The following is a 25,267-nucleotide window of genomic DNA, read 5'->3' as shown; positions in this document are numbered from 1 at the left end:
GGTTGCGGTCTATCATTATCAAACATTTTCAAAACCTCCTTAGATCATTTCCTCAAGCATATTCAAACGAATTTGGTGACGACCGCCAGCATATTCTGTGTCAAGATAGTGTTGCACAATCGAGTATGCCAGTTTGTCGCCAACAATTCCGCTGCCTAATGCAATTGCCTTAGCACCATTGTGCATTGCGGTCATATGAGCTGTTCTTTCCTCATTGACATTAGCCGTAACCATGCCTTTAACCTTATTTGAGGCCATAGCAGAACCAACACCATATTCGTCAAACATAATTGCCTTTTTAATCCCGTTATCCATTACCTCATGAGTAACCTTCAAACTTGATTCAACAAAGTCTTCTGCTGGCTCTGGCGTTACATCTAAAACGTCATAATCATGGCTGTTAAGATAATTCTTTACCTTTTCTTTTAATTCAAAGCCATCTTTATCGCTACCAATAACAACTTTCATAGTTAATCTCCTCTCAGTAAAACTACTTGTAAACAGTTGTAAATTGACTGTAATGCTTTTCTACATCTGATCCTACTTCGCGATTAGTAATTAACCCATCCACATTCCGTAAATCATAAAACTGATGAAAGTCGCTATGATTTAATTTGGTATAATCTGCAACGACAAATTTACTTTGTGAACAGTCCAGTCCTATACTCTCAGTCTGACCTTCTTCCAAATTAGCTGTTGTCATAGAAGTATTTTTAATCCCATTTACACCAACAAAACCAACTGAAAATGACATGGTCTTTAGTTCGTTATTAGCTAGCGTACCTAAAAAGGCACCACTAATTCTTCTGTACGAACCGCCAACCATAATTAACTCATAATCATTAAGATTGTTACGCGCTGCTTCAAAAACAGGTAGCGAATTAGTTACAATTCGCAGACGTTTAGTCTTAAGATTAGCAACCATTAATTCTAAAGTAGTGCCCGGACCAACATAAATAGAATCATTTTCATGAATCAAATTGCAGGCCCGCTTGGCAATCTCAAGCTTTTCCTTACTATGAATTTCCCGCTTTTGCTGATAGCTCTTTTCATTTCTAGTTTGATCCGATATTAATTGCGCACCGCCATGAATTCGAGAAATTTTACCTAATTTATCCAATTCATTTAGGTCACGTCTAATTGTCATATCTGAAACTGTCAGTGCCTGAGCCAATTCATCCACAGTAACAAATTTTTGAGTATTAATTACTTGTAAAATCGTTTTTAATCTTTCGCTTTTTAACATTGGTTACCTACTTTTTAAACTAGATTCAGCAACTAATTTAGTTCACCTTTAGTATAATTGTTCTTTTTTGTTTGTCAATGTTTGAATATGTTTAATTTTCAAAAAGTAAACAAAAATAATTGCAGATTGTTGCTTTTTTCTACACTATTCCTTACTAATTAAACATTTTAAAACAATTGTCTCACTTTAGCAGTAATTCAGGACAAACAAATAGGAAGACTTAAACTAAAGTCTTCCTATTAATTTCAATATTTAAAACAGCTGTTCATTGCTCCACGCCGTTGTTCCCTTATCAGTCACAATTTGAACTGTAAAAGCATGTTGTTTATTTGGCAGCAAACCGTGAACAACCAGCTTCGGCTCTTTAATTCCAGTGTAAAGCACGCCGTCAACTTTAACATTATAAGTAACACGACCCAGACTTTCATCAGCGTATTGCCACGACAAAGTCGTCGTTTGCGTGCTGCTGCTACTTAAATCTATTGGCGCCTTGGCTGCAACCTGTTCATTCGGTAAACAATTTTCAGGTGTAACTGTTGTATCTACGCCAATTAACTGTAGTTCAATTCCTGTCTGACTAACATCAACTGCTGCTAGCTTTATCCGCAAAAAAGTTTGTTCTAAATTGTTACCTACTGCAGCTAAATACGGATTAGGCAAATAATGTTCATCAAAGTAATAGACATTACTACCCTGAACAAATTCAGTTAAACTTTCAGCTTGCTTCAAGTCACAGTTCTGGTCACCCAACTTAATCGCAATTTCATTTGGTTGCTTATTCATTTTGATTGCCAATTCTGTTGTTCGCTGGGGCTTCATCCCCTCATAATGACCAATTGTTGGCGCAATTTTAACTAATAATTGGTCATTTACCTGCTCTGCCTCAATCATTGTTTGAGCAAAGGCACCATCTTGATACTTGGCAGAAATACCGTCATCTTCATAAACCGTGATTTGGTTTTTCTTTCCAGGATAAATTTCAAATTGCCGTCTTTGTTTTGCCTGCAAATATTCCTTAGATGTATTGGTTGCTGGTGCTTTAGCAACAATTGCACCTGCTTTAACAAAGACGGGCAACTTCCAAATAGGTGCCGCAAATTCGTTTATGACCTGACCGCCCTGATATGCCTGACCTGTATAGTAATCAAGCCAAATTTGCTTTTCATCAGGCAGGTAAATCCCGTCACGAATATCATTGCCCGCATCATCAGCAGCAGTATTTTGATAAATTGGTGCAACCAAAAAGGCATCGCCCCACAAATATTCATATTTTGCCAAATCTGAGTAGCACTCTGATAAATCTGGATATTCTAAAAATAGGGCGCGAACAAGTGGTTTACCAGCAACAACTGCCTCATGAGCAGCAGTATAAATGTATGGCAGCAGCATTGTCTTTTGCTTCAAATATGCCCGATTAATGGCAGTAATTGATTCTGAAAAGGCAAATGGATTCTTCGGATTAGTCCCCCAGCCATCCATATTCAGTTGAATTGGTGTGAAAGCCTTCCATTGATAGTCGCGCGTATTTACCACAGAATTGCTCCCAAGATAAATGCCATCCATATCAGAACCCACATTTGGTTGACCAGACAAGCCCTCGCCAATGTAAGTTGGTATTTGAAAGCGAATGTACTCCCACTGGCCACCTTTTTGGTCACCAGTCCAAACAGCGGCAGTATTATGCGTACCTGCCCAGCCATCCATCGTGATAATAAAGGGACGTAAATTTTTTCCTTTAATTTTTTTAATCATTGCCGCAGCAGTCTGCGTACCATTAAGGCCAAAGGAATACCCGGCTCCGACCCAAGCCATATCAGTCTTCAGCGCCGTAACTCCAGCCGTAAGTTCTTGCTCAAAATCACGATCACTTGCCTTAGGGTGAGCTGGATCCACCGGAGATAAACTTTGCTGGGTCCACAAGCCTACTTCGACTCCGCGACTATTTGCATACCGAATAAAGGCTGCTAAATTTTGCAAATTTCCTTGTAATGAATCGGTCTGACCATAACCCGCACCATAACCATCATTTGGTAAAAACCACCCTAGCGGCATATCGTTAGCCAAATATTGGTCAAGCATCCCGCGCGCACTTAACAAATAAGCGGCTCCACCTTGCTCACCATTTAAAGTTTCGCGTATTGCCTGTCCTCTTAATTCTTCCGGCAACTCTTTAGGATGATATTCCCGATAAAAATTTCCATCCGGATATTTGATCGCACCCTTTTCCTGCGAGTCCGCCTTTACCCAATAATCTCGATTATAAGCATTCAAGTGTGCTTCATAAAAGCCAAATATTGGTAACAATAGCGGCAATCCCGTTAACTCCTGATAAGTATGGATTAACTGATAGGGCGTTGGTGCAAAAAAGTAAATGGCATCAAAGCGATTTTCTTCATGCTTTGTAGTGATCAGTCCTGACGTTTTACTTGCAAAGTCATATTCACCGCGCGTAAAAGTATAGCGTAGAACACCATACCCAGCAGTTGACCAATAAAATGGTGCCGGTGACGCCACGCCTTGGTCCAGCCAATTACTGGTGTTGGCGACTACAATCCGTTGCCGAGATAAATTAAAGCGGCCATTCTGCGTTCCGCCACCAAAATAATTAGCTGTATTATCTGATTGCAAAAATTGGACGCTGCCATCAACGCTGACACTAACTGGACGCGTTTCCTGCAAAACCAGCTTGTCATTTATCCATACACTCATTGCACCGGTATCTTTAGCAAAATTGATTTTCATGTCATCAGTCAGAATTGCCCAATTAACAGCAGTTTCTGTAACACTACTGTCAACCGAATGAGAGCCATATTCATCAACTGTCGGTGCCAAAATTCGGGCATGTAACCCCGCTTGTGATTGCTCCGGCGGAGCATATTGCTTAGTTGGATCAACATAATAGCGAAAAATATTGGTCGCAAGTAAATAAACTCGTGCAACCATCCCATTAGCATAGCTAACTTTATAAAAGTTATCTTGCTTCAATATATTAATAACCATTTAATTTAGCATCCCTTCTCAAATACGCCTTTTTAATTTTCATTTTAATTTAAAATAAAACCAAGATATTAAGTATTAGCATTGCAAAATAATTACCTAATCTGCATTATACATAATTATCTCAAATAATAAAATTAAATTAAAAAATATATTGTATTTTAATTTAATCGCTGTTATGATTTATAGCAATAGAAATTTACTTTCATTAAAATAATATCAAAAGATAGGGTAAATAATTATGAAGAAAGATAAATTTGTTAAATATTTGGGCACTGTTTTGCTAGCAGCGATGGCTTTAACTGCTTGCGGTAAGAGCAATACTAGTTCAAATACTAATGCAACACAAGAAGTCGACAAGTTAAAAACAACAGTTCCTGCAAAGCCCGTCAAGCAAGGCGGCACACTGAAAGTCGCCCTTGAAACAGACACACCATTTCAGGGAATTTTCTTAGATGAAATTTCAGAAAATGTCGTCGACTATTTAGCATCCCAATTCGGCGATGAAACCTTGTTTTACTATGACAATCATTACAAGATTAATGACAAAGGTCCAGCTACACTTAAGGTTAATCGCCAAGACAAGACAATTACGGTAACTGCCAAAAAGGGTGTTAAGTGGTCTGACGGCAAGCAAGTTACCGCTAAGGATTTGGAATATTCTTACGAAATTATCGCTAACAAAAAGACTAATTGCGACCGTTATACCGACCAAATGGCCAACATTGTCGGGCTCAAGCAATACCATGATGGCAAGGCTAAAACAATTTCGGGAATTACATACCCAGATGGCGAAAATGGCCGCAGCATTGTAATTCACTTCCAAAGGATGTACCCCGGAATGTACAATGCCGGCAGCAATTGCTACAGCGAAACAGCTGCTCCTTACCATTATCTGAAAAACGTGCCGTTTGATAAATTACAATCCAGCGATCAAGTTCGAAAAGAACCGCTCTTCTTTGGTCCTTATAAGGTGCAAAAGATTGTCCGTGGTCAATCAGTTACTTGGGTACCAAACAAATACTACTGGCGTGGCAAACCAAAACTGGATAAAATTTTGACTTCAGTTGTTTCAACTAACTCCGCTTCCGAAGCAATTAGGAGTCATAAATTTGACGTGATTAACGTCATTAATACCCAGTGGAACCAAGTCAAAAAGACCAAGGGCTACAATTTTGTCGCTCAAATCCAACTTGTTTACTATTACCTTGGCTTCAAGGTTGGTAAATGGGATAGCAAGCAAGAAAAGAATGTTGTTGACAAAAATAATATTATGAACAGCAAGCCACTTAGACAAGCGATGGCTTACGCAATGAACGTTGATCAAGTAGATAAGCGTTATACACAAGGATTGAAGTTCAGAATTCCAACCTTAATTCCGGCCGGCTTTGGCGATTACTTCGATAAAAATGCCAAGGGCTACACCTTCAACCTGAAAAAGGCCAACGAAATTTTAGATAAAGCTGGCTACAAGAAGAAGGGCAAGTGGCGCACGCAACCTAACGGTAAGCCGCTTAAGATTAACTTCATGGCAATGAGCGGTAATGCCACCCAAGAGCCAATTATTCAAAATTACTTGCAGCAATGGCACAAGATTGGTTTGGACGTTAAACTTCTAGGCGGCCGGCTCACTGAGCAAAACTCTTTCTACGATAAATTGAATAAGGACAATCCTGACGTCAATGCCTACATTGGAGGCTTCGGCTTATCAACTGAACCTTCACAAGCTAATTTATACAGCGAAAAGTCGTTGGGCAACTACTCAAGATTTGCTACTCCAGAAAACACGCGCCTGATTAATGAGATGGATGCTCCTGCTTCCTTCAATCACAAACATCGGGTTGAGGTCTTCCATAAATGGCAAAACTACATGAATAAGGAAGCCTACATTGTCCCACTCGACAGCCAATACACAATTACGGCAGTTAATAATAAACTGACCAATTACTCAGTTGACCCATCAAAATGTGCCAACAAACATCCAATTTGGTATGACATCGGTTTTGCCAAATAAAAGCAACTTTAAGGAAAAAACACTATGAATAATACAAAAAATCAAGTTACAGCAAAGGAATTTTTTAATAAAGTTTTATCAGGAACAGCGACAGGAATTATCGTTGGTTTAATTCCTAATGCCGTATTGAGCGCAATCTTAAAATTGTGCGGCAACAATGCTTTCACGCTTGGTTTAACCCATGTTTTGTTGGTTTTCCAAGTGGCAACCCCACTATTGATTGGTGCGCTAATTGCCTATCAATTTAACTTTGCACCAATTGATATTGCCATTGTTGCAGGCGCATCCTACGTTGGCTCTGGCGTTACCCAATTTAACGCCCAAGCAATTAATCCTGCAACCAAGCAAGCCGGAATTTTCATTTCATCCGGTACTGGTGACTTGATTAACACGATGATTACTGCAGCTATCGCCGTCTTTCTCACAATGCTAATTGGTAATCTCTTTGGCTCTGTCAAAATCGTCTTGAGTCCAATTGTCGTTGGAGGTGGCTCTGCCTACATTGGTTTCCTGCTTTTGCCATTTGTCAGTAAAATCACTACGGGCCTAGGTGCAATTATTGCTTCCTTCACCAAACTTCAACCAATTTTAATGTGTATTCTAATTTCATGGATGTTTGCCCTCTTAATCGTCACACCTGTCTCAACAGTTGCCATCGGGATGGCCATTCAGCTTAGTGGCATCGCTGCCGGAGCTGCTGCCATGGGAGTCGCCGCAACCACAATAGTGCTGGTTGTTCACTCATGGAAAGTTAACAAGGCCGGCGTTACCATCGCTGTTGCCCTCGGCGCTATGAAGATGATGATCCCTAACTTATTTAGACATCCAATTATCATGCTCCCAATAATCATCACCTCAACAGTGTCCGCATTGCCGGTAGCTTTATGGCACATTTCTGGAACTCCTGCTTCAGCCGGCTTCGGTCTTGTTGGAATTGTTGGTCCCCTGGCTTCCCTTGACGCTGGTGCAAGCAGCATCAATTTACTATTGGCGCTACTTGCTTGGTTCGTCATCCCAGCTGTTACCGCTCTTGCCTGCCGCTTCATCCTTGATAAAATGCTACATGTTTACGATGAAAAAGTAGCCTTTGCTTACTTAGGCGAATAATTACAGAAACAAAAAACACGTTCTCAGTTAATTAATCTGGGAGCGTGTTTTTTTGCTAATTAAAATTACTTTTTAACGGCTTGAGCAATCTTCTGATACTTACGGACAATGTTGTAATCACTGTCTTTGGCAGGAATGTAACCTTCTTGGTCATAAACACTTTCAATTACCTTCTTACCAGCCTTGGACTTCCCAATCGCAATGAAGGCCTTAGCGAGTTTTTCACGAAAAGCCTTCGGCAAACTTGGAATTACTGAAATTGTGTCATTAGGTACTGGTCTAGTAAAGTAAATTGGCACCACTTGCGACTTAACTTTCGGGTTGTCTTGCAGAACATTGTTACGAGCATCTTCAAAGACAAATGCCGCATCGGTGTCACCACTTAAAACATTCAAGACCCCTTGATCATGGCCGGTAACTGTAACTAACTTACAATTCTTGGTAACGTCAAAACCCTTCTGCTTTAACTCCGCAATTGGGAAAATATACCCAGTCGTTGACGTTGGACTTTGAATGGAAATCGACTTACCCTTTAAGTCCTTCCAACTCTTAATTTTGGAATTTTTCTTAACCAGAATTTCTGAACGTAAAGTATGAACAAGTTGCTTAGTCCATGTACCACCTGGCTCCTTTAAGCCGTAACGCTCCGATTGCAGCAAGACATCGGCAGCTCCTTGCTTATGCGCTTGAACATAGGCATCAGCAGGTAAGAAGCCAACGTCAACCTTCTTGGATTTCATTGCTTCAATCACGGCATTGTTATCGGTTGAAACCGTCACATGAACGGGAATCCCCAATCGTTTAGACAACATCTTTTCTATTGGTTTAGCACGACCCTCCATCTTGTTAGCCGCAACACTAGGGACAAATTGGACATTTAGTGACTTCGGTGTTGCACTATTACTCTGCTTGTGATTGCCGTTGCCACATGCACTCAGCATAACTGTAGCCAGCAGCGCCACAGCAAATGCCGATAACTTTTTGAAATTACGCATAATTACCTATTACCTCCCAAAAACTGCCCACAAAAAAAGACTTACGGCTAATTACAAATGTAAAAAGCACTAAGTCCTTTAGTCTGGATATTATTTAAAAATTGAACGAGCTGCCTAACTCGATAAAAAGGTGAGACTGCCAGCGTTAAAATTGAAATCGAAACGATTTTAATGCTTGGCATAGCTACCACCCCTTTTACTCAAATTCAGCCATAGAAAATAATAACAGAAAGCATTCATTTTTTAAAGAAAAATCTGTATTATTTTTAACATTTTCGTATTATAATTCTCATGAGTTCTAGTTATGAGTTTTAATTGCCCGTGACTAATGCACATGCTATAATATCGGTGTAATTAAAAAGAAGCCTTGTTGGTACCAAGACTTCTTAACATGAGTTTCCGCTTAAAAAGCGATGACTTTACGATTTGTTAAAAACCGCTACTGTGATATGAACCCCGAAATTAGAACAAACTAATTTCGGGATTTTACTATGGCTAAATTATCTAAACAAGACAAAATAGATATTTATAATTTATGGAAAAATAATCATATTGGTTCAAAAAAGCTAAGTGACAAATATGGGGTTAATAAAAAAGGTATCACCTATTTAATTGCTTTAATTAAAACGCATGGCTTTAAAATCTTAGACCAACCTCATGCTCATTACTCGCTTGAATTTAAAGAGCAGGCTATCAAGCGAATTATTGTTAATCAGGAAGCCATTTATGGAGTTTCTGTTGAATTAGGATTAAAAGCTCCTAGTACGTTAACCAATTGGGTACGCTCTTACAAAGAAAACGGGTATAATGTCGTTATTAAACCGAAAGGACGCCCTAAACATGAACGCCAAAGACAAGCTGATCAAGCAGGAAAATCATCGTCTCAAACAACAGGTCAAGGACTTACAAGAACAGAACTTGAAACTTACTGTCGAAAACGAATTTGTAAAAAAATTGCACGTCTTAGTCAACCAAAGGAACAAGAACCAAAAGCCGAAGAAATAGCTGCGGCAGTTACCCAGCTAAGACGTGAACTTAAAGTCAGTGTAACTTTTATTCTTGAAACTATTAATACCAATCCTGATCTGCCGCACATGTCACGCAGTAATTATTACTACACGATTAATAAGAAAGATAAAGATACTAAGAATCAACCGTTAATGACTCTAATACGCAAAATATATGAAGATAACAAACATCGTTATGGCTATCGCCGTATTGCGCAAACAATTCAAAATTTAGGTATTAAAGTCAATCATAAAAAGATTCAAAGATTAATGACTAAAATGAAATTATATGGCATTAGAATCAAAGGTTGGCGGAAGTACAACAGTTACCGTGGAACTCAAGGTCCAATAAAGCCTGATTTAATTCGGCGTAATTTTAGCGCTATTTTACCTGATCACAAGTGGTATTCCGATGTTACTGAGTTCAACCTTAATGGTCAAAAAACATACTTGTCGCCAATTATTGACGGCTGCACGCAGGAAATTATTTCTTACACGATTTCCCGCAGTCCTAATTTAAAGCAAACAATGGACATGTTAAAGTTAGCTTGGCAGAAACATCCAGCATTAAATGGCTTAGTCTTTCATACCGATCAAGGCTGGCAGTATCAGCACGCGTCATTTCAAGCATGGCTTAAGAATCATGGTGTTGAGCAATCAATGTCACGTAAGGGTAATTCCTTAGATGATGGATTAATGGAAGGCTTCTTTGGCATCTTAAAGCGAGAAATGTTTTATGGCTTCGAAAAGAATTTTAAGAGTCTAACTGAATTAGAACAAGCAATCAGAGAATATATCGACTACTACAATAACGAAAGAATCAAAATAAAATTAAAAGGACTAGCCCCGATAAAATATCGGGAGCTAGTCCTAAGTTAAAATTTAATAATCTGTCCTAATTTTAGGGTTCAGATCACTGTCTCAAACTAGAGCGGCTTTTATTTTACCTTAAATTTCTTTAAAGCAGCCTTTAATTCGTCTAATGCCTTGACTAAATTAGTAGCCTTATTAGTTAACTCAGTTAAGCTACTAATAATTTCTACCAATACTAAAATAGTCATGGCAATTGATAAACCAAAAGCAATAACGGTATCCATGGTGGATACCTAACTAATCCTTCCTGCAAGATTTTTAGCTTAACAGTTGTTACACCATAAGCACCACTTCCTTAAGTTAGAAATTAGTCACCGCTATCTATTCTTACTCATGTTCGTATTTTATTATAGCAAAAGCTAGGGCGTTTTTGTTTGCAGTTATTTCTTGCGATTGTCGATATACGTCAACACATCAACAAGAAACGTAACTGATAGCAACACGATTGTTGCTACTTCGTAACCACTTACAAGTGACTGACCTTTCTACTAAAAGATTGGAGTATTAGTCCAGTAAATGCCATAAGCATCATCTTCTTTCAAACGGTAGCCACCGCCCTTTTTAACTTTTCTACGTTTCTTAATTATAGCAAAACTATTTTTATATGAATATAGCTTTTATAAAATATAATTTTGACACAAAAAATAGCAGGCATAAAGTCTGCTATATCAACAACCGTTTCACTCCAAAAGATTTTTTGGCACATAGCTAAAAGCTGTGCGCCATTTTTAGTGCAATTATACCTTTATTAAATATAATAATTATTTATTTAGTAATTCCATTAATTCTTCATAACTATGGTCACATTCTTCCACTATTTATGTTGTAACTAATCATTGCTATTTCTTAACTAAAGGATGCAAAACAAGATTCGCCTTTCATATTATTTAGACCATACTTTTTGTTGATGATAGCCTGCTTGACGCAACCAATCTTCTACTTCATCAGCTATGTAATATGCTCTACCACCTTCTATTTGGTGATACGGCATTCCTGCTCTTCTAAATTTATATAGTAGAGTGGTACTAAAACCAAGAGTACGACATAATTCTTTACCGTTCAGGACTTTCATCATTTTCAACTTCCCCTCTATCATTAGTTAAACTATAACATCTTTAATCTAAATATCTAAAAATAGAGTATGCACACTTATTAATAAAATCAAGGGAGATAACAAATCTATAACATATCAATTAAATAAAACTCATTCAATCGCCTATAAATAAGAGTTTAATTATCCACTATTCGTCTTTATATGAAGGACTTTGAAAAATAACTATTTCTGTTCCACTATCAATTAATTTTGTTTGTAATAAGGTCATTTTAATTTGGCCTATACTATAATCTAAATGTTTTTTAAAGTCTGTCATACAAACATAATTATTAGGCCTATTACGGTATTCAGTCAAAAATAAGTACCCAGAATAGCCTTGAACTGTTTCAAACTCTACTAAATACTTCCAATTAATTTTACTGTTTCGAGTTTGTAATTTTCTAAATTTAAAAATCGTATTGCTTTTAGTAAACAGATCATTTATCTGACTTAAAATTTCCAAACGTTCGATAATATTATCAAAAAATACAGATCTGTTAATATTAGAAATGTCTATTCTGCCAGACACAATTTTGTCAAAAATATCGGTTGCTTCACCTCGATAAATATCACGGATATCTGCTAACTTGTGCAAGCCAGCCAAATGATAAAAATCGCTTGAGTCAAAAAGAAGAGTTATAATTTCACTTTTACCTTTTCGACCCAATACCATTTTAATTTCTTTGCCCAGTAGCTTTTCATACTCTCTTGCAGCAGATATTAATAAGTCTGTTTCAGATTCTACAACCATTATTCAATAATCTTTCAAAAAAATAGGAACTCTTACGAGTTCCTATACTTATTTACAAATAAGAATGTTTTCTATTGGCTCGAGGTGTTCACATACAACCCTTCAAAGACTCCTTGAGAAAGTGCAATTAAGTCCAACCCACCTAGCTCAAATCTACATCTAACAGATACTCTAGTTACCTGTTTTCAAATATTATGTTACATGATTTTCTAATATAAAGCAAGCAAGTTAGTGTCAACTTTTTGTGGATAATAAACTTTTAGCCCCAATGGCGTAATTCCTGCATGAATATTTCTAATACATCATCAAAAGTAAGCTGACTGTCCAGCAGTTTATTAGTATTGGCAGTCAAATTATCTAACAAAAGGTGTAAGTCTTGTAGTAAACTAGTCATATAGAAGAAAAACTTTCTGAATGTAATCTTTGTTCAAACTACATTTTAGCAGAAGGTTATCTTCTATTTTTTATTTTCCCCACAAATACTTTACGCTAACTTCATAAATAAATCTGATAATTATCTATTCTAAACATTAAATTGCCTACCATTCGTGCACATGTTATAATACTGGTGTAACTAAAAAGAAGCCCTACTGATAATAGGACTTCTCTACGTAGAGCCGTCTTCAAAGGACGGTGGCTACTGAACGATATTTTTGACAAATACGCCCTGTAACTCTCTAAAGTTATTTCTCAGGGCGTTTTTGTTCGCAATTATTTCTTGCGATTGTCGATATATGTCAACAAATCAACAAGAAATGTAACTGATAGCAACACAATCGTTGCTACTTCGTAACCACTCACAAATGACTGACCTTTCTACTAAGAGATTGGAGTATTAGTCCATTAAATGCCATAAGCATCATCTTCTTTCAAACGGTAGCCACCGCCCTTTTTAACTTTTCTACGTTTCTTAATTATAGCAAAATTATTTTTATATGAATATAGCTTTCATAAAATATTATTTTTATATGTATTTTTGATAAAGTCTAAACTGTTTATACTCCATTTAGGACAGAAATTACTGCAAAACCAACCTTTTCCACTTACGAATCTTAGTCCTAAAATTAGTAAACGGTGCAACCGTATTAATATGGATAAACTTATATAACGGCCACATAGCCTTAGTAGTTGCCCATTGCCGCTGACCGGGCTCGAATAACTCCTGCTCACTAAGCGTATCTACCCAAGCACATACTTCTTCTACCTTTTGGTTTAATTCTTGAACTTGATCAGTTAACTTTTGCTTGCCGTACTTTTGATAAAATGACTGGTAAAGATCACCTAGTTGATTCCATTTATATTCATCCGTTGGAGTTTGTACATGCAGCCCTCTTTTTTCCTTCTCTTCCCATTCCAATAACAAATTTAGCCAACCTAATTGATAAGCTAAATTTTCAGATGGTGTCTTATCAACTTCCTCAATCCGTTTATCTTTCAACCGTTCTGGTACATCAGTAAATTCAGTAATATATTTTTGATAGCTTTGGCGAATCGCATTAACTAGCTCATCTTTATTGGCGTAAGTCTTCATTTTTTCTCCTAATAGTCTGCATATTTTCATATTATTGAGTACTCATGGTATCTTGTTATCAAAATTTACAAAAGAGCCCTTTAATACGTTATCGTTTCTTAACTATTAAATTACTTTGTAATTATCTCCATTAACTATTATTGCTTGTGAATTATTGATAGCAAGCAAGTTGAGTTGATCTTTATAAGTTTTAAAAATTTCTTGAACGCTATCAGTAAACGGCGGTTCAATAAAATGCGGCAACGTATAAAAATCGGTAATATTCAGTCCCGTATAATCTTTTAAGTCAGGGGCAATTTGTGTATCATCCATAATTTTGTTGTATTCAATGCTAGGTGCCAAAATAATTGCACCAGCTGATTCACCAATGTAAGGAACACCACTATTAATTTTATTGATTAATAATGGCAAAAGATTTTTTCTTTTTAACTCTTGTAATAAATAAAATGTATTTCCTCCACTAATATAGATCATGTTGGCAGCTGATATTTTATTTGCTACGTATTCCGTATTTTCTTTGTCTATGTTTAATTCGTCAACTTTATAATGCAAGTTAGTTAAGGCCTCGCGGCCCTCATCAATATATCCAGTATATTCTTCAACATTACCAGCAGTTGGAATAAACAAAACTTTATCAGTTTTTATGTTACTAGTCTGAATGAAAGCTTTAAATTGTTCAACAACTCCAGCAAAATAAGAACATAAAAAATTTTTCTTCATTTTTTCTCCAAATAGTGATTTTCAATTATTAATATTATCGATTCTTGTTTTTAACTAAATGAATCTCACGATCAAACATCTGTCTCATATGATCATTAAGACTGTGAGCAATAAAAATAACTGTTTGTTCACCAGAAGTAACTTCACGCAAAATTTCGATTGTTGCTTGTTGATCAATGGCACTTGTTCCTTCATCAAACAGAATAATTTTACTTTGATGAACTAGTGCCCGAATTAAAACAATTTTTTGCTTTTGTCCTCCTGAAACATTTAGTTTGTTTAAATTAATTCTCGTATTTAGTCCTGTAGGAAAATGAGAAACATCCCTTGTAAACTGAATTTTCTCAATCAGTGGTGTTAATTTGGATTTTAGACATGCGCTAAACATTGTCATATTGTCGGCAATACTTCCCGGAAACAAAACTGGTGGTTGGGGAAGATACCCAATTTTACTCATGTTCGGTATGATTTCTTGCCCTTTTTCATTCCTAAATATCACTTTACCTGTTGTAGGTGTAATTTCACCAAGTAAAATTTTTAGTAAGCTAGTTTTGCCGGCACCAGAATCACCAGTAAGCAACACTTTTTCACCCTTTTTAATATTAATGTCTGGAAAAGTTAGTCGCTCACCATTAAGAAACTTAAGGCTTAAATTTTCTGTCATCAAAGAAACTGGCGTCTCCACACTCTTTTCCTGTTTTACTGAACTTTGTGTGGCGGAATCCGCAATTTGCTTATTAAGGGACTTACTTCCCTCAATTCGCCCGTAAGCCGCAATCATTTGTTCAATTGAGCTAGCAAGATAATATTGACAGTCTCCCACAACGATCCAAGCGCCAAATTGAACATGATGATTTATAATCAACCATCCCGCTAGGATAAAAAGTAATAAGCTAAAACTTTCCGAAATTAAACCGTTAATTACTACCAAAGTTTGTTGTAAACCAACTTGTTTAACATTGGCATCTTCTAATTTTTTAGAATCTACTTGGATTACTTTAAATAATTTAGCACCTGCTAAATATCGGCGTAATTCCGCTAATCCAGATAGCCACTTTTCAAGGCTATCAAGGTAAATTTTATTAGCACTAGAAATATTCAACGTTGCCTTTTGCAATCGCTTATTCAATAATTTAGGCAAAATTAACGAAATAATTGTCATTGCAATACTAATTACCAGCAATAACCAATGAAAGTTTAGCAACAATAAGAAAGCAAAAACAAAAAAGCTAATGTCCATAATAATATTGCACCAAGATGCAAAGTAATCCCAAGTTACTTGTTCGATATCATTAGTTAAGCGGTTTTGTACTTGTGAAACTTGATGATCAGATTGATCATAAAAATAATGCTGAACTATTTTACGGCGCAAAGTTACGCTGTATTCTTCTGCTTGTTTTGTAAATAATGAATTAAACCAACCTTGAGTAAAATAATCAGCCAGTGAAACTAGCGCCATAATTGCAACTAGCCAAAAAGCAAATGGGATCTGCCATTTTTTTACGGCTGTTGTTATTATTGCAAGCAAACCAGTATTAACCAAATGCATTGCTGGAAAGAAAGCCGCTGTAAAAATTATCAGAATGCAACGTAATGGATTTTGCTTAAAAAAGTCTTTAATCGTCATTATTTTGCACCTTCTTTAGCTTGTAAATTAATTTGATAATCGAATTGCTGCGTTAATTTTGGGCTAAAATTATGTGCTACCATCAGTAAAGTTTGCTTAGTCTGTAATAATTCATGAACAATTTTAGCAGTTGCATTACTATCAATTGCACTAGTTGCTTCATCAAGTAACAACATCTGTGGTTCACGAATTTCTGCTCTAGCCAGAACTATCTTCTGCTTCTGACCACCCGATAAATTATCTTGATCCAAATTAACCTGCGTTTTTAAACCAGCAGGAAAGTTACCTAAGTCAGCAGAAAGCTGCATTTTTTCTGTAACTTTAGGGACTTTTTCAATTAAATTATTGGCAAACATTGTAATATTGTCCGTAATACTAGTAGGAAATAGACTACTATCTTGGGCAATATAACCAACCATAGCATTTTGCGGACTAATTACCTGTCCATTATCTGTTTGGTAAATAACTTGTCCTTGCTGTGGTATTAACTCACCCAATAAAACTTTTAATAATGTAGATTTACCACTACCAGAATCCCCTGTTAGCAATACTTTATCACCAGCATTAATTGTAAAATCAGGATAAGTGATTTTTTCACCATGTTGATACTCGACTACCAAATTTTTAACTTGAACACTATTAACTGGCACTACTTGTGGTAGCGAAATAAACTGACGTAATTTTCCAGTTAAATCACGCAACTGCTTAGTTGAATTAATGGATGTAATTGCATCAACTATGTCCCACAAGCCATTGAAAATATTCGAACAAAAGCTAGTAGCAATAACCCAACTACCAAAATCAATTTGATGGTTAACAAGCAAAACAAGTGCATAGCCCATAATTCCAATTTGTCCAAGCGTATTACCAATACCATTAATTCCAATTGCAATACCATGCAGATTTTCTTTTTTGATATTTGCTTGAGCTAAAGCTTGACTAGTGCGATCTAATTCCTTATTCATTTTTGAAAAAACGTGATAACGTCGTAATTCAGTTAAACCTTGAAACCAATTACTAATAGTTTCAAGCAATTCTGAATTTTGCATCGCTGCAGTGGCAGTTGCCGTTGATAACCTTTTTTTCATGATTTTTGGTAATAGAAACACAATAATCGCGACAACGATAGTTGCTAAAATCAAACTCCAATGTAGTGTAAATAAGGCACTAATCGATAGCATAATCACAAGTAAAGACTGCACAATAATAGACCAAGGCTCTAAATAATCAGTCGTTAAAATCTTCATATTACTGCTTAATTCATTTTCTATTTTAGAAATTTTATCCTGACCATTTGCATAATAATGGCGTAAAATTTCATCTCGTACTTTGTGGATATACTCCTGCATCTGCTGATTAAATTTATAAGTTGCCGCCGCAAGTAATGCAGTTGCCATAAACTTAGTAACAGCTTGAGTAATTATCCAGACTAGAAAATTAGAAAAGTTCTGTTTACTAATCGCATCTATCGCATATTTAAGTAAATATTGTGATCCAATGCTTGAAAATGAACTAAAAATATAAATAACTAAAATTAAAATAGCTCTTGGTACGTTGACTCTAATAATTTCTTTAATACTCAATAAATTCCCCCTTATTTTCTTTTTAATTAAACACTAATATTTACTTATTAGCAACACTTTAATGTTGTGAAAATATTGGGACAACTTTAAACTGGAAAAAAACATTATTATAAAAACAAGTTATTTTAATATCTCACGGGTTTAATTATATTCAGAAAAAGTAATATCAAACTTAATCCACATCCAACTTGAAAAACATTAAAGTGAAACAAGTTATGTAGTTCCGTTATTAAAAATGGCGAAATAAATTGACCCAAAAAGATCATAGCTTGACCAATACTTAAATTACGATTACTTAAGTTAATGTTTGAGATTGAAATAATTTCTTGATTGAATATGGAGATTTTTTACTTGTTAAAGAACAATTCTATTAACAACAAAATTATTCTAATCACACTTCGTCACACAAAAAAGCGGGCATAAAGCCCGCTACATCAAGGATTATGTTCATTTCTTAAAAATTAATGACGACAAATTTCTAACTTATTTTACTTTGTGTGACCTGCAGTGTGACTGACCATAACATTTCAGATTAATTTACAACTACTTAAAATACTTCATAACAAGTAAAAAGCCCATCATATCAAGATTGATACAACGGGCTTTTATGCTATCTTTGACTTTGTTATACTGACTAACTAATCCATCTACTTTGCTTGATATAAATAATATTTGAGTATAATGTCGTCCGTACGCATTTTAACCAAGTGCCTTTCTTCTATAACTTTACTTGGCAACAACGCTATCCCTTTTCCTTGTTCAACCAATAATTCAATCGCCTGCAAGGAATCAACTTCAAATACTCTTGTTTTATCAATCAAATCTTTCAAAGTTCTTTTCCTAAAGGCACATTCTGGATCACTATTAATCAAGATAGGAACACTTTTATCACTAAAAACAGACTGATGCTGTGCTGCATAATTAGTGCTGATTAGACAAACTTTATTTAAATTATAAATATGACTATTATCCATATTTATAAAAGTCACTACTATATCGTACAAATGACTAGCAGCTTCCTTTACAATATCATTCTGATTTTTAACAACAATTTTACTGAAATTTTTATAATTAACGTTATTATGACTTAGAACTTCTGATATTAGAGTTTCTGATCCTAGTAGCATCTTTTTTCGCTGGTTAATTTTAGCAGACACTTGCGCCAACTCTGCCTGAATATTTAAAACTGCTTTATAAAAAATATTACCCGCTTCAGTTGGCTGCACTCCTTTGGGCATACGAACAAACAGAGTCGAATTTAATTCCTGCTCCATTAATTTTAGTCTAGCTGTGATATTAGATTGGGCATATCCTAAAGTCTGAGCTGCCTTATTCAATGATCCGACTTCATAAATCGTGCGGAATATTTTTAAATCATTAAAATTCATTTCATCACCTATCACTTTTAATGATAATGGTACCATTATTTAGTATTATTCAAAACTACCAAACGCTCCTATACTAAAAATCGTTAACAAATAATATTTTTATGGAGGTAAAGCAATGTCAATTAAAATTGGTATCAATGGCTTTGGTCGAATTGGTCGCTTAGCATTTCGGAGAATTTTTGAATTAAATGATCCTGAAATTGAAGTCGTGGCAATCAATGACTTAACTGATCCGGACATGATCGCCTATTTATTAAAGCACGATACAATTCACGGTGATTTTCCAGCGGAAGTACAAGCTGATGATTCAGGAATTATTGTTAATGATAAGCATTATACAGTATATGCCGAAAAAGATGCTGAAAAAATTCCTTGGGTTGCCAATGATAATGTTGATCTAGTTCTTGAATCAACAGGTTTTTATACAAGCAAGGAAAAGGCTAGCGCTCATCTTAAAGCGGGTGTTAAAAAAGTTTTAATTTCTGCTCCTGCAGGTAAAATTCCAACCGCAGTTTATGGTATTAACGAAAATACCTTAACCAGTTCAGATCGTATTATTTCACCAGGATCATGTACAACACAATCGGTAGCATTACTTGCTAAACCAATGAATGATCATTTTGGTATTAAAGCTGGAAGTCTCACCACAATCCATGCTTATACAGCTTCACAAAATTTAACCGATGGTCCTCGAGGCAAAAATAAGCGTGCCAATCGTTCTGCTACTGAAAATATCATTCCCCACTCTAGTGGCGCTGCTAAGGCAATCGGTCTTGTTATTCCTGAACTTGACGGCAAACTAACAGGAAAAGCTCAACGAGTACCTGTTCGTGACGGCTCACTAACTGAACTTGCTCTTGTTCTTAATAAATCTGTTACCACGACAGAAATTAATGAAGTCTTTAAAGCAATTACCCAAAATAATGAAACTTTTGGCTACGACGATACCGGTATTGTTTCATCAGACATAATTAACGATACTCACGGTGCAATTTTTGATCCTACAATGACTGAAGTAATTAATATTGGTGATGGTTCTTGTCTTGCAAAAGTTCATGCTTGGTATGACAACGAGTTTGGTTTTACTTGTAATATGATACGACTATTGAATTACTACGCCAAATTATAATTTTTAACGTTAATACCAATTTAAAAGATTCTCTGTTTATTACAGAGAATCTTTTCTTATTACGAAATAAATTGTAGGTCAGGTGTCGCAAAATTCTATTAACAACAAAATTATTCTAATCACACTTAGTCACACAAAAAAGCGAGCATAAAGCCCGCTGTGTCAACATATATCCTGCTCCAAAAGATTTTTCTGACACACAGCTTAAAACTGTGTGCCATTTTTGGTGCCAAAAATCTTTTATTAAACAAAATCAACCTTAACTTATCTTCGAAAAACGTTGATAAATCAAGGTTGATTACTTTGAATTACTATTAAAAATGCTGATTGCCACAACAGAAGTCGCCTCAGTATTCCTTTTAAATCAACGTTTCTTTTGAGTTTTTACTTATTTTTGTGCCAAATTAGGTGCCATTTTTTCAGTCCATAAGATACTCATTTGCTTATCCATATCAGGATCAATTCCCACATACGTTTTCATAAACATTTGCAGTGAATGACCCATTCTTTCAGCAGCCCAAGGATAAGACATATTCGGAGTATTAGCTAAATTAGTACACATTGTATGTCTAAATGAATATGCACTTAACCGTTTATGATTAGACTTAATACCTAACCTACTGCAAATTTGCTTCAACATATCATTTATACCATGTTGCGTAATTGGTGCATTTTTACCATCAAAATTATGTAGGTTTAACAAAACCAAATCTAATGAATTTTCGCAATTATATTGTTGTAAATATTCATTTTGCTTGTCCTGAAACATCTGTAAAAGCTTAATTACTTTATCAGGTACAGGTACAAGCGTCCTTGAATAGCCTTTAGGACGAGCTTTTAAAGACCCATTAAAGCCTTTAATATAATCAGACCAAGAATCGTTAATCTTAAACGTCCAAACGCCATCTTTATGAACAATATCTTTAAATTTTAAGGCTTGTAATTCACCAATTCGCATACCAGTGTAGCTTTCAATTAAAATAGCTAATCGACCTGTCCAATTAGGAACGAAATCATTTTCCTTCAAATCAGTAATAATTAAATTCCTAATCTGCGCTAATTCATCAGGCGTAAAGATATACCATTCTTGCCTAATTGAAAAATCACTTTGCCTAAAAAATAATTTTAAAGCTTTTTCAGGAACTGGATTCTCACTAATTACCTTACCTTCCAATGATTTAAAAAAGTTACGCATTTGCACTAGTCGTTTCGCAATATTTGAAGAATTACTTACAATCACGTTATGTTTATCAACATAATCATGAGCGTAATCTTCCACCATTTCAGTAGTAACCTGATTTATTTTAGTTTTACCAAAATATTTTTGAAAAGCATTCGCGGAATCCTGCCAAGTTTTTAATGTTACTGGACTAATCGTTTTTGAACGTTTATTAACATATTTTTGAAACTCATCAGCAAAAACAGCTTTACCAATATTTATATCTACGCCACCTTCATAATCAGCCCACATTTGATTTTCAGTCAGGACAGCTTGCCTTTTACTGTCTGCATATTGAGCTGGCCAAGCTATTCTTTTACCAGTACTTTTTTCTCTTGGTTGAATTCTTACTAGCCACTTACCTACATGTTTACCAGAATTAATCTTTTTAATCATTGTTACCCCTTAACCAAAAAAGGAGCGAAACAGTGTTCACTCCTATTTTACTACCAATCAATTATTTAGACCAAGTTGATTTAATTTCTTGATGAAAGCCTGCTTGGCGTAGCCAATTTTCCACCTCATCAGCTATGTAATAGGCTCTGCTGCCATCGCCTTCTATTTGATGGTAAGGCATGCCTGATTTTCTAAATTTATATAGCAAAGTAGTACTAAAACCAAAAGTACGACATAATTCTCTACCGTTTAGAACTTTCATCAGCTTTAGCCTCCTTATGCTTATCAACTACAGCAAAATGTCTTGATTCCAAATATCTAGAAACAAAATAAGCGCGCTTAATAACAAAATTAAGCAGTTTAGGATCATTGTATCGGGCATAAAGTACTAATTGATTAAATTTAGTAAAATCATTTTTTTCAATCACATCAATCACGCTAGCATTGAATGCCTCCTTATCTTGTTCCATCAAGAATGTATCTAAATCAAATCCTGCACCACTTTCAATATCTTTAACATCATAGGGTGTTTTTTCAGGATTATCCGCATGCGTGAAATAATCATACATGCCTTTAGGTGACATTACAGGTTCCACGTGTGCTGGTCCATTCAATTTGCTACTGATCAATTCTGAAACCTGAGGATAGCTTTTTAGCGTGTCAAAGTATAATGCACCATGTTTGTGTGCTTTCTTTATTTCGCCAGTTTTCGAATTAACATCCTTGTCATGCCACGGACTTAATACAAACGGAACATGCATATGTTCAAGTTCTTCTAAATAATTCTCCGGTGCACTGTCTTTGTAAATTAAGAATGCCCATTTTGTGGAACGCTGCTTGTATAATTGTTTTGTCATATTTATAACCTCCTTAGGTTATTAAAAATACTTAGGGCTTTTTTAAAAGTTTTACTCAAAACTTTTACCCTCACCCTTAAGGACATTTTTTGATAGTTTCTCGGAGTTTTTTGTCATTTTCACCAATAAATTTTTGCTATTTTGTAAATATTTCCAAAAGTTAGTAAATTACTTGCTCCTGATACACATGCTGCAATACCATTGCAAACAAAAAGAAGCTCTGTTAGTGTCAGAACTTCCTTATATAAGTTTTCATTTAAAGCACGGTAATTTACTGATTACTAAATTTCAACCGCTAGAATCTCAAACTAGAGCGGCTATTTGCTTACTCAGCGCCTTATCAATTAACCTAATTAAGTTGCTAATAATTTACAACATAACCATCTTTTCTGATTATTGATTATTGAACGAATGGGGGTCGTAGTAGCCCCATTCGTTCCCCGTTAAATAATTGTTTAGCAAGCAAGTACAACAATGATAAAGCAGTTAAATAGTACAATTGATGAATGGGCAAAGCCCATTCAGGCAAGTGCCAAGAGCGTTCGCGATTTTTTTCACTTCGTGAAATCGCAACGCTCTTGGCACTTAAAAAATGGCATAGATCAAACAGGCAACAATAGTGCAAAAGGACCGCAAAAAAGTAGTAAGCGAAAAAACACTTTTTTGCGGTCCATAAAAGATAGTACACAAATGGGCAGCAGGAGTGACAGCAATCTTATGGTTTGTTGCATGGATGTTAACAATTATTGGTGGCAGTGAATCGCATAAGATTTTTTTAGTAATTACTGAGTTTATTTCGGGGTATTTCATGCTGAGTGCGATGATTACCTTTGCTAATCTGATGGATGGGTACAAGGACGAAGCCTTTCCGTCAGCGTTTGCAGTTGTGCGTAATGGTAATTGGGCACCGCAACTGAAAACATACGTGATGCAGTATATTTTTACAACTTTGTGGACGCTACTCTTAATTGTGCCAGGGATTATTAAAAGTTATTCCTATGCCTTAGCGCCGTATATCGTGAATGACTTAGTGAAAAGTGACCGTGAAGATGAAGTTAGTTGGACCTCGGCCATTAGCGAAAGTAAGGAACTGATGCAGGGACATAAGATGGAACTGTTTATGCTGAATTTGAGCTTTATCGGGTGGTATCTGTTAATCGTGATCACCTTTGGTTTAGCAGCGCTATGGGCTGCGCCTTACATTCAAACGACAAAGGCTAACTTCTACCGGCAAATTGCAGACGGTGCCTACGAATAAACTAGAAAAAGTGTTGCTTAGTAAAAAAGTAATGCTTTTTTTAGTAAGGACAAGCTGGAACTTTTGTTAGGTCGTGCGTTAAAGTAGATGCATGAAAATACAAATAAACTGTTTTGATAAAAAGAAGGTGAAAAGCATGGCCGCAACAACATTTAGCAAAAATATTAAGATTAGCAAGGCCGAAAGTGATAACTTTGTAAAATTAATGACCGAGCCGTGTGAGCCGCTACTTGATCCCAGCTTCAAGTCACATATGATCAACGTTGATGATTACCGTAAAGAATTTTACGAAGCGTTATACAATTAGGCAAAAAGAAAAGGCACCTAAAACTTAACCTTTAGGTGCTTTTTCTTAGTTGATAAACCATGTTTAATTTCAAGTTGACGGGCTTTTTGTCCTAATTCAAACATTCTTTTTTTGCCGCGCAGGACTGGGGTGACTAAAGGCGCTTTGGCGAAATTCTTCATATTCAGGGGTATCGTCAGTGTAAATGATGTTACGTCTTTTAATTGGCATAAATACTACCTACCTTTCTTTTGTAAAAAGTGCTTGAAGCTATTATGGTACGTCAGAATAATTAAGGTTAATAATTTGGGCGTAAAAACAAGCATGAACTAAAAAAGAAGTGATCGTATTTGATCGTTTCTTTATATATAATATTTTTTAACGTTTATATTCATTGATAAATGTTTCCATATCTGCAACGGTTATACCTAAAAAGGTTGTTGGTTCAAAATTTGGCTTATTAATTTGTTGAAAGCCAAAACTTTCATAAAAAGGAACAACATCATTGAGCGATTCTACATCAAGAATTAAATAAGCACCTAATGAATTACGAGCATCATAAAGTTTTTGAAAGAGGGCGAACATCATTTCTGTACCATAGCCGTGATGTTGATATTGTTGGTTAATGCCAAAATAAGTTAAAGTAATTGCTGGATATTCATGTAAATTTTTAACTTTAACATTATGCTGTTTACGATAACTATTAGCTATTTGACAGGTGTCGTTTTGTAAAGAACAGCAGCCAATACATTTGTCATCTTCATGAAAAATAAAAACATTGCAAATTTCGTTTAAATCATCAACTTTACTGTTGAAAAATTTATCAACAGATTTTTCACCTGAACAAAAAGATGTAAGTATCGTTTGATAATTACTTACATCTTGATAGAAATCTAATTTATATTCCATATCTTAATTTACGTTGTTTAGCCTTTCTAGCAAGCATACGAACATGTTTTGTACGCTTTTGACTTGGATGACCTAATGCACTTTGGCGAAATTCTTCGTATTCTGGTGTATCATCAGCATAAATAATGTTGCGTCTTTTAATTGCTACCATGATTCATTTCCTTTCTAAATGTACTTCCTTTTAAACTATTATAATGCGAAATTGCTATCACATTCAATAGTTCTGCAAACAATAGTTTCCAAATTTAACAAATTTTTATGGGTAAAGCTGATTTATGAGC

The 25,267-nt window shown here is 35.5% G+C and carries 24 protein-coding genes; 6 read left to right on the top strand and 18 right to left on the bottom strand.

All coding sequences use genetic code 11. The annotated features are described in order from the left end of the window. Positions 1–39: 39 nt before the first annotated feature. The 3 genes from lacA to OZX63_RS01565 all read right to left on the bottom strand — a co-directional run bounded on the left by lacA (position 40) and on the right by OZX63_RS01565 (position 4,246). On the bottom strand, positions 40–468 hold the full coding sequence (gene lacA / locus OZX63_RS01575) for a galactose-6-phosphate isomerase subunit LacA (protein WP_277134227.1): 429 nt from the start codon (positions 466–468) through the stop codon (positions 40–42). Positions 469–490: 22 nt separating this feature from the next. Further along, positions 491–1,246: a DeoR/GlpR family DNA-binding transcription regulator gene (locus OZX63_RS01570; RefSeq protein WP_277144034.1), complete on the bottom strand. Its 756-nt coding sequence runs from the start codon at positions 1,244–1,246 to the stop codon at positions 491–493. Between the two features lie 252 nt (positions 1,247–1,498). Next, positions 1,499–4,246, bottom strand: a complete 2,748-nt coding sequence (locus OZX63_RS01565; protein ID WP_277144032.1) for a TIM-barrel domain-containing protein — start codon at positions 4,244–4,246, stop codon at positions 1,499–1,501. A 238-nt stretch (positions 4,247–4,484) separates the two neighbouring features. Between OZX63_RS01565 and OZX63_RS01560 the strand changes: the two genes are divergently transcribed. After that, positions 4,485–6,257, top strand: coding sequence for an oligopeptide ABC transporter substrate-binding protein (locus OZX63_RS01560; protein ID WP_277144030.1), 1,773 nt, complete (start codon positions 4,485–4,487; stop codon positions 6,255–6,257). Positions 6,258–6,281: 24 nt separating this feature from the next. Then, positions 6,282–7,364, top strand: a complete 1,083-nt coding sequence (locus OZX63_RS01555) for a PTS sugar transporter subunit IIC (protein ID WP_277144028.1) — start codon at positions 6,282–6,284, stop codon at positions 7,362–7,364. Between the two features lie 65 nt (positions 7,365–7,429). Here the strand turns inward: OZX63_RS01555 and OZX63_RS01550 are convergent, their stop codons facing one another. Continuing rightward, positions 7,430–8,359, bottom strand: a complete 930-nt coding sequence (locus OZX63_RS01550) for a phosphate/phosphite/phosphonate ABC transporter substrate-binding protein (protein ID WP_277144026.1) — start codon at positions 8,357–8,359, stop codon at positions 7,430–7,432. Between the two features lie 491 nt (positions 8,360–8,850). On the opposite strand from OZX63_RS01550, the gene OZX63_RS01545 reads away from it, so the two are divergent. Further along, on the top strand, positions 8,851–10,245 hold the full coding sequence (locus tag OZX63_RS01545; protein WP_277144629.1) for an IS3 family transposase: 1,395 nt from the start codon (positions 8,851–8,853) through the stop codon (positions 10,243–10,245). Between the two features lie 59 nt (positions 10,246–10,304). Here the strand turns inward: OZX63_RS01545 and OZX63_RS01540 are convergent, their stop codons facing one another. The 9 genes from OZX63_RS01540 to OZX63_RS01500 all read right to left on the bottom strand — a co-directional run bounded on the left by OZX63_RS01540 (position 10,305) and on the right by OZX63_RS01500 (position 18,932). Continuing rightward, on the bottom strand, positions 10,305–10,463 hold the full coding sequence (locus OZX63_RS01540) for a hypothetical protein (protein ID WP_277144024.1): 159 nt from the start codon (positions 10,461–10,463) through the stop codon (positions 10,305–10,307). A gap of 659 nt (positions 10,464–11,122) precedes the next feature. Continuing rightward, positions 11,123–11,314, bottom strand: a complete 192-nt coding sequence (locus tag OZX63_RS01535; RefSeq protein ID WP_277134218.1) for a hypothetical protein — start codon at positions 11,312–11,314, stop codon at positions 11,123–11,125. A 166-nt stretch (positions 11,315–11,480) separates the two neighbouring features. Then, entirely contained in the window at positions 11,481–12,083 is a 603-nt protein-coding gene (locus tag OZX63_RS01530; RefSeq protein ID WP_277144023.1) for a PBECR4 domain-containing protein, read from the bottom strand. A 259-nt stretch (positions 12,084–12,342) separates the two neighbouring features. Next, the gene (locus tag OZX63_RS01525) at positions 12,343–12,477 is read right to left on the bottom strand and encodes a hypothetical protein (protein ID WP_277144021.1); all 135 of its coding nucleotides are present in this window, start codon (positions 12,475–12,477) and stop codon (positions 12,343–12,345) included. A 624-nt stretch (positions 12,478–13,101) separates the two neighbouring features. Next, positions 13,102–13,614: a ClbS/DfsB family four-helix bundle protein gene (locus OZX63_RS01520; RefSeq protein ID WP_277144019.1), complete on the bottom strand. Its 513-nt coding sequence runs from the start codon at positions 13,612–13,614 to the stop codon at positions 13,102–13,104. A 105-nt stretch (positions 13,615–13,719) separates the two neighbouring features. Next, a complete protein-coding gene (locus OZX63_RS01515) occupies positions 13,720–14,334 on the bottom strand; it encodes a Type 1 glutamine amidotransferase-like domain-containing protein (RefSeq protein WP_277144017.1) in 615 nt (204 codons plus the stop codon). Positions 14,335–14,368: 34 nt separating this feature from the next. Continuing rightward, positions 14,369–15,961, bottom strand: coding sequence for an ABC transporter ATP-binding protein (locus OZX63_RS01510; RefSeq protein WP_277144015.1), 1,593 nt, complete (start codon positions 15,959–15,961; stop codon positions 14,369–14,371). Continuing rightward, positions 15,961–17,544: an ABC transporter ATP-binding protein gene (locus OZX63_RS01505; protein WP_277144013.1), complete on the bottom strand. Its 1,584-nt coding sequence runs from the start codon at positions 17,542–17,544 to the stop codon at positions 15,961–15,963. The genes OZX63_RS01510 and OZX63_RS01505 overlap by 1 nt, the downstream gene beginning before the upstream one ends. A gap of 647 nt (positions 17,545–18,191) precedes the next feature. After that, positions 18,192–18,932 (bottom strand): LysR family transcriptional regulator, encoded by a 741-nt coding sequence (locus OZX63_RS01500; RefSeq protein ID WP_277144012.1) that lies wholly within the window; start codon positions 18,930–18,932, stop codon positions 18,192–18,194. Positions 18,933–19,047: 115 nt separating this feature from the next. Between OZX63_RS01500 and gap the strand changes: the two genes are divergently transcribed. Beyond that, the gene (gene gap / locus OZX63_RS01495; RefSeq protein WP_277144010.1) at positions 19,048–20,061 is read left to right on the top strand and encodes a type I glyceraldehyde-3-phosphate dehydrogenase; all 1,014 of its coding nucleotides are present in this window, start codon (positions 19,048–19,050) and stop codon (positions 20,059–20,061) included. Positions 20,062–20,449: 388 nt separating this feature from the next. Here the strand turns inward: gap and OZX63_RS01490 are convergent, their stop codons facing one another. From OZX63_RS01490 to OZX63_RS01480, 3 genes are all read right to left on the bottom strand, one after another. Beyond that, complete coding sequence (locus OZX63_RS01490; protein ID WP_277144008.1) at positions 20,450–21,676, bottom strand: tyrosine-type recombinase/integrase; 1,227 nt, start codon at positions 21,674–21,676, stop codon at positions 20,450–20,452. Between the two features lie 61 nt (positions 21,677–21,737). After that, on the bottom strand, positions 21,738–21,938 hold the full coding sequence (locus OZX63_RS01485; protein ID WP_277144006.1) for a hypothetical protein: 201 nt from the start codon (positions 21,936–21,938) through the stop codon (positions 21,738–21,740). Beyond that, positions 21,919–22,533: a replication protein gene (locus OZX63_RS01480; RefSeq protein ID WP_277144004.1), complete on the bottom strand. Its 615-nt coding sequence runs from the start codon at positions 22,531–22,533 to the stop codon at positions 21,919–21,921. Before OZX63_RS01480 ends, OZX63_RS01485 begins: the two co-directional genes overlap by 20 nt. 703 nt (positions 22,534–23,236) lie before the next feature. On the opposite strand from OZX63_RS01480, the gene OZX63_RS01475 reads away from it, so the two are divergent. Both OZX63_RS01475 and OZX63_RS01470 read left to right on the top strand, forming a co-directional pair. Beyond that, on the top strand, positions 23,237–23,791 hold the full coding sequence (locus tag OZX63_RS01475) for a DUF975 family protein (RefSeq protein ID WP_277144002.1): 555 nt from the start codon (positions 23,237–23,239) through the stop codon (positions 23,789–23,791). Between the two features lie 136 nt (positions 23,792–23,927). Beyond that, positions 23,928–24,098, top strand: coding sequence for a hypothetical protein (locus OZX63_RS01470; protein ID WP_277144000.1), 171 nt, complete (start codon positions 23,928–23,930; stop codon positions 24,096–24,098). A 357-nt stretch (positions 24,099–24,455) separates the two neighbouring features. On the opposite strand, the gene OZX63_RS01465 is transcribed toward OZX63_RS01470, so the two are convergent. After that, positions 24,456–24,986 (bottom strand): GNAT family N-acetyltransferase, encoded by a 531-nt coding sequence (locus OZX63_RS01465; RefSeq protein WP_277143998.1) that lies wholly within the window; start codon positions 24,984–24,986, stop codon positions 24,456–24,458. Next, complete coding sequence (locus OZX63_RS01460; RefSeq protein ID WP_277143997.1) at positions 24,976–25,137, bottom strand: hypothetical protein; 162 nt, start codon at positions 25,135–25,137, stop codon at positions 24,976–24,978. The genes OZX63_RS01465 and OZX63_RS01460 overlap by 11 nt, the downstream gene beginning before the upstream one ends. Between the last annotated feature and the right edge of the window lie 130 nt (positions 25,138–25,267).

This window comes from Lactobacillus sp. ESL0700 (assembly GCF_029392095.1).
In the GTDB taxonomy this organism is placed as follows: Bacteria; Bacillota; Bacilli; order Lactobacillales; family Lactobacillaceae; genus Lactobacillus.
Note: the sequence above shows the minus strand (reverse complement) of the source record. Positions and strands in the feature narration are given on the sequence as shown.